This window comes from Desulfobulbaceae bacterium (assembly GCA_015231515.1).
Classification (GTDB): Bacteria; Desulfobacterota; Desulfobulbia; order Desulfobulbales; family VMSU01; genus JADGBM01.
Genome location: JADGBM010000047.1, coordinates 15931 through 21217 on the forward strand (window position 1 = coordinate 15931; position 5287 = coordinate 21217).

Sequence of the window (5287 nt, forward strand, 5' to 3'; positions counted from 1 at the left end):
AGGGCACCAATTATTCTATCTACATAGCTGATATTACAAAATATCTTGCATGTCAAGCTGGTCATAAAACAAGCGGAACTTTAATGTCATTTAAATGTCATTTAAATATTTGTAGTCCCTTCGCATTTGGGAAACCAACACGAGCAACGTAGCCGAAAATGATCTTCACAACGCCTTCACGAGTGAAACCAAAATCTTATTGCAGCTGGCCGACACCATTTTCACAACAGGAAAAAGCTTACGAACTAACGTTAGGTGTTGCACCTTAACGACCCCTTTCAAAACCCTGTTTATACTTAGTTTTTGTATGCTTATTATCACCTTGGCAGTATCGTTATTTATTCGATCACATATCACAGCAGGTGTTGATCGCCTCATCAGGTCGACCAGGAAAATTCAAAAGAGTATCTCAGGCTTATTAGGACTGCAGGCAATCTGCTCCTTGATGTCATAAACGACATTTTAGATTTTTCTAAAATTGATAAAACCGTTGATAAAAATTACCTGGGCGATTCTGGTCGCCTGCGTCAAATCCTGGTCAACCTGGTTGGCAATGCGGTTAAATTTACAAAACAGGGCGAGATCTTTGTTTCGGTAACACCAGCCCCTGAAAGCCTCTCCCAGAATCATTCTCTCGACAAACAGACATTACTGTTTACCGTTAGAGACTCTGGCATTGGCATTTCGAGTGAAAACCAAAAAAATATTTTCAAATCATTCACCCAGGCTGATGGAACTAACACCCGCCAATATGGCGGCACCGGCCTGGGGCTTTCAATATCTTCGCAGTTAATTGAACTGATGGGGGGCACAATCTGGGTCGAAAGTGCGGTTGGCCAGGAGACCACGTTTTTTTCACGATTGAGCTGGAGAAAGTTGATGAAACCAATTCACTCCTAGGAGCTTATTGATGCAATTCGAACAGTTCTCGGCCAAAATGAGTCAGGTGCGCCCCAGGCAACAACGCTGGTCACCGAGCAACTGCTCAAGGAACTGCCCAGGGAGCTTTCTATTCTGCTGGCTGAAGATGAGCCGATTAATCATACTTAGCAATCCGGGAAGTGAAAAAAAGACCGGCAACCATATCCCGATAATCGCGATGACAGCACGTGCCTTTAAGACTGATGAGGAGGATTGCTATCGGTGGGGTATGGATGGCTACCTTGCGAAACCCGTAAACTTCAGCAAACTCTTTGAGGAAATTAACAAGGTGAGGGAAAAGCAGGATAACTCATTCGCTTAATGAGCCAGATTGAAGCCTCTCAAAGGCTTCGATATCTCTCAAAGCTTTTTCGTAACATTCATGACAAAGTCCGTAAGTTACCATCTCACAGTCTGAATCATAGTCAAGAACAGCAGATATCGTCTTTTCTTTTTGGCAAACGCAACAGCGCCAGGTCATTTTTTTTAAGACTCCACTTTTGGGGACACGATCCCAGTTACACAACGCGGGATGAGTTTCAACTGGCGAGCATGAACTGCAATATTCGATCCGCACTATCAGCGCCAACAGATATTTAACCAGACAACTTAATAGCAGTGCCTGGCATTACAGCTGCAGCACCGGCATTCACGAGAAACAGCCAAACGCACTAGTACATTTCCGACAACTCATCCACCACCAAGAGCCTAAAAAAAAGGGTTAAAAGGCCAGAAACGAGCAATCTTATCGCCCAGGAAATGGTTATTACACCACAGCATCAAACTGCTTTTCATGACAGTACACTCCATGTAAAGTCCAAGTAAAATTTGACAAAACACCCCTCACTCTCGTATTCTGTGAGTAAGGGTGCTATCGTATTATAATTCCTGATTAGCGCTAATCAGAACAATTTTTAAACCCGCACAAAGCCGCTGCCAAGGAACGATGCAAGATGAGTGAACAACAAAGTAAGGGCCGAACCGCTGCTGAGCTTTTTCCCGGCTTGATGCCCACCAAATCACCCTCGAATCAGACACAGCCCGCCCCCAAAAAAGAACCTTTATCCCGTGAGACTGCCAAAGAGGTTGTGCCGCCTCTTCAAAGAACAAAAATTACGCCTCCGGGTCCGCCGGATATCTCCTGGCTGACAACAGGTCAGTTCCGGGCAAAATCGAAGTCCACCAACACTCCCACGATCTTGATTCTCGCTGAAGATGAGAATACCCGCTCACAGATTTCTGAAACAGTAGTGGATTTTGATTATCAGGTTGAGCATGCTGAATCAGCGGATCAAGCCATTGAAAGAACTAAGCTCCAGACTTCAGCCATTATCATTCTGCACACTGGCCTCACCAGTGAATCGACAGAGGCCACGAGGTTCCACAAACATATGTGCGAGATGCCAATGTTGCAGCGGAGAAACATTCTCTACATACTCATCGGCGACAAGTTCAGAACTCTGTACAACCTGCATGCCCTTACCTACAGTGCCAATGTGGTTGTCAACAATACTGACGTGGAGCACCTGGCCGTTATTATTCGCAAGGGTTTACAGGATCACAGGAAACTTTTTGAACCATTTAATCAGGCAATTGAGCTCCAGGCCACATAACCCCTGCCAATTGTGATTTGCGACAACAAAAATCAGATCGGGAAGAGATCGGCGGAGACATCACCGAATATATTCATTTTTTTAAGGTCCCACTTGGCAGCATCCTCATACATGGAAACTCGATCTTCAGAGTGCAGAAGATCAAGATCATGGACCAGCAGCGGCATCTGTTTGTTTTCATCGTAAAACAAACGAACAACAGGCTGATCTGCACTCTCTGTGGAGCCGATCACCACACCGATGCGCCCGCTTTCCAGTTTCACGCAGGTCCCGATAGGGTAGACCCCTATGCCCCGGATAAATTCATAGGTTAGCTCTTTGTTAAAATGGTAATCGCTCCACTCATAGAGCTTACGCAACCCTTCAATCCGGTCGATTCCTACTTTGTAACAACGATCAGAGGTCAAGGCATCATAGACATCAGCTATGGCGCACAGTTGAGAGCCATAACTTATTGCCTCACCCTTTAAGCCATGGGGATACCCTGTCCCGTCATAGCGTTCATGGTGATGCAGTCCCATATCATACGCTTCGTCCGGTAAATCCTTAGCGCTCCTCAAAACTTCTGCGGAATACAAACTATGCCTCTTCATCTCATCAAACTCAGCATCAGTGAGTTTGCCGGGCTTGTTAAGGATCGCCAATGGAATTTTTGTTTTACCAATGTCATGAAACAGTGCGCCGATGGCCAGGGCAATTGTTCTGTCGTGGGGCAGTTTATTGAGGTTACAAAAATTGAGCACATAGGCACCAACGCTGATTGAATGCATCAATGTGTACTCGTCTTTTTGTCTAATTCGGGTGAGCAGCACCAGTGCATCTTTGTTGCGTGCAAGAGACCTGTCCATCTCATCAACAAGTTCAACGGCACTATCAACATCCAGAGGCTTGCCGGCTCGAACTGCACTCATTGCATTTTCAATAACACTGGTCGCCTTTGTCTTAATATTTTTGGCTACCGCAAGCTCCTCTTTTAAAGGAACACTACGACTTGACTCCGGATGCTTCTGGGCAAGTTTATGAAAAGCACTCTCTATTTCTGCATTAACCTCATGCTGCGATTTTGCCTTTTCAACATCAAGGCCTCTTTCCGTGTCGATATAAACCTCTTTGATACCCCAGGAACGAAGGATCTCAATGATTTTGGCGTCTTTAATAAGTGTCGGATTCAAGATACGATTGCTGGTCGACTTGTCACAATTGAAATCATGAACAAAAATACCTGGCCGAAGTTGGTTAATTGTAATTTTTTTTATCATAAATTGACACCCACCAGCAGCCACAAAACTCGGCCCGCTGAAATAATAGTTATATTCTATTGCCTCTATATTATAGCTATAAAATAGCCCCAAAACACAAGTTATGTTTTTAATAGTGCCTATTTTTAAGGCCTACAATATTGAGTTGGCTCGTTTGTACAGCAAATTTTTAACAACGTGACCACGGTTCAACCCCCGCTGTTCAAATCGTGTCATTGGCCTGTCCGGGGGACGAGGATGGAAACTACCTGAATCAGCGAGATTGACAAAACCGTCAGAGGCCTCCATTACCTCCAATATATGCTGGGCATAATCAGCCCAATCTGTAGCGGCATGGAAAAAACCGCCTGGTTTAAGCAAACGTCCCAGCTTGTTGACAAAAGGAGGTTGAACCAGGCGTCGTTTGTGATGCCGCTTTTTTGACCATGGATCCGGGAAAAGCAGAAAGGCCCCCGACAAACTACCGGCAGGCAGAAGTTCCAAAACTTCAATTGCATCTCGGCGATCGATGCGGATGTTCGTAATCCCCTTTTCCCGGATGCGCAACAGTAGTTGGCCCACGCCGGGCAGGTGTACCTCAACTCCCAGATAATCATTTTCAGGATGTGCCCCTGCCATCTCCAGCAAGGCATCCCCCATACCAAATCCAATTTCAAGGTAGAGTGGCGCCTGCCTGCCGAACAGTAGCCCAGGGTTAAGCACTCCTGCCTCTCTAATACCATACGATGTCCACAACTCGTCCAGGGCTTGCCTCTGGGCCGGCATCATGCGCCCCTGCCTGCGAACATAGCTTCGATTTGTTACCATTTCTCTATAACGTATACTTGCGCCCTGCCGAGAGGGCTTAAAAATTAAAAAGCAGAAGTCGTTAGGTGGTTCCTCACCTGTTCTTTACTCCTGTAAATAAATTTTTCATAGCTGGATGTGGAATAAAACCATTATGTATTTGAATTTTATAGAATAGATATATTATATCCAACATGAACGTCAAAATTGAATATCCAGACGGCAAAACATACGAGGGCGAAGTACAAAATGACACTCCTCACGGCGAGGGTACCGCCACCACCCCCGATGGCGGGAAATATGTCGGGGGCTTTTTCATGGGGAAATTTCATGGTCAGGGCCATTTCCAGCTTCCTGACGGCTCCTCGTATAAAGGGAATTATCTACTCGGCGAATTTGATGGTTATGGCCAACTTATTAACGCCGACGGCACCACATACACCGGTAGTTTTTCAAAAGGTAAACGGCATGGTTACGGCTCCCTCAAACAACCAGAGGGAACTGAATGGATAGGAACATGGGATAGGGGGCAGCTAAACGGCCCGGCAACTCTCACCCTACCTGATGGCAGAAAGAAACAAGGAACTTTCATAAATGGAGAGTTCGTAGAACTATAACCTCATCTCCCCTATTGACCGTTGCTGTACAAAAACCTTTTAAATTACATCCCTGCACTTGACCCTACGGCCGCTAATCACTACTTTGTAG

At 45.6% G+C, this 5287-nt stretch carries 7 protein-coding genes; 4 read left to right on the forward strand and 3 right to left on the reverse strand.

The annotated features are described in order from the left end of the window. Nucleotides 1-417 precede the first annotated feature (417 nt). The gene (locus HQK80_09035) at nt 418-900 is read left to right on the forward strand and encodes a hypothetical protein (GenBank protein MBF0222353.1); all 483 of its coding nucleotides are present in this window, start codon (nt 418-420) and stop codon (nt 898-900) included. 10 nt (nt 901-910) lie between these two features. Beyond that, complete coding sequence (locus tag HQK80_09040; GenBank protein ID MBF0222354.1) at nt 911-1243, forward strand: hypothetical protein; 333 nt, start codon at nt 911-913, stop codon at nt 1241-1243. Here HQK80_09040 and HQK80_09045 read toward each other — a convergent pair. Next, entirely contained in the window at nt 1232-1402 is a 171-nt protein-coding gene (locus tag HQK80_09045) for a hypothetical protein (protein MBF0222355.1), read from the reverse strand. The two genes, HQK80_09040 and HQK80_09045, sit on opposite strands and share 12 nt — an antisense overlap. Nucleotides 1403-1874: 472 nt before the next feature. Here HQK80_09045 and HQK80_09050 point away from each other — a divergent pair, with 472 nt between their 5' ends. Further along, nucleotides 1875-2534 carry a hypothetical protein gene (locus tag HQK80_09050; GenBank protein MBF0222356.1) on the forward strand — a complete coding sequence of 220 codons (660 nt, stop codon included), beginning with the start codon at nt 1875-1877 and terminating at the stop codon, nt 2532-2534. A 32-nt stretch (nt 2535-2566) separates the two neighbouring features. On the opposite strand, the gene HQK80_09055 is transcribed toward HQK80_09050, so the two are convergent. Beyond that, nucleotides 2567-3793, reverse strand: coding sequence for an HD-GYP domain-containing protein (locus HQK80_09055; protein ID MBF0222357.1), 1227 nt, complete (start codon nt 3791-3793; stop codon nt 2567-2569). Between the two features lie 132 nt (nt 3794-3925). Continuing rightward, nucleotides 3926-4600 (reverse strand): tRNA (guanosine(46)-N7)-methyltransferase TrmB, encoded by a 675-nt coding sequence (gene trmB, locus HQK80_09060; GenBank protein ID MBF0222358.1) that lies wholly within the window; start codon nt 4598-4600, stop codon nt 3926-3928. A gap of 173 nt (nt 4601-4773) precedes the next feature. On the opposite strand from trmB, the gene HQK80_09065 reads away from it, so the two are divergent. Next, a complete protein-coding gene (locus HQK80_09065; GenBank protein MBF0222359.1) occupies nt 4774-5196 on the forward strand; it encodes a hypothetical protein in 423 nt (140 codons plus the stop codon). Nucleotides 5197-5287: the final 91 nt, after the last annotated feature.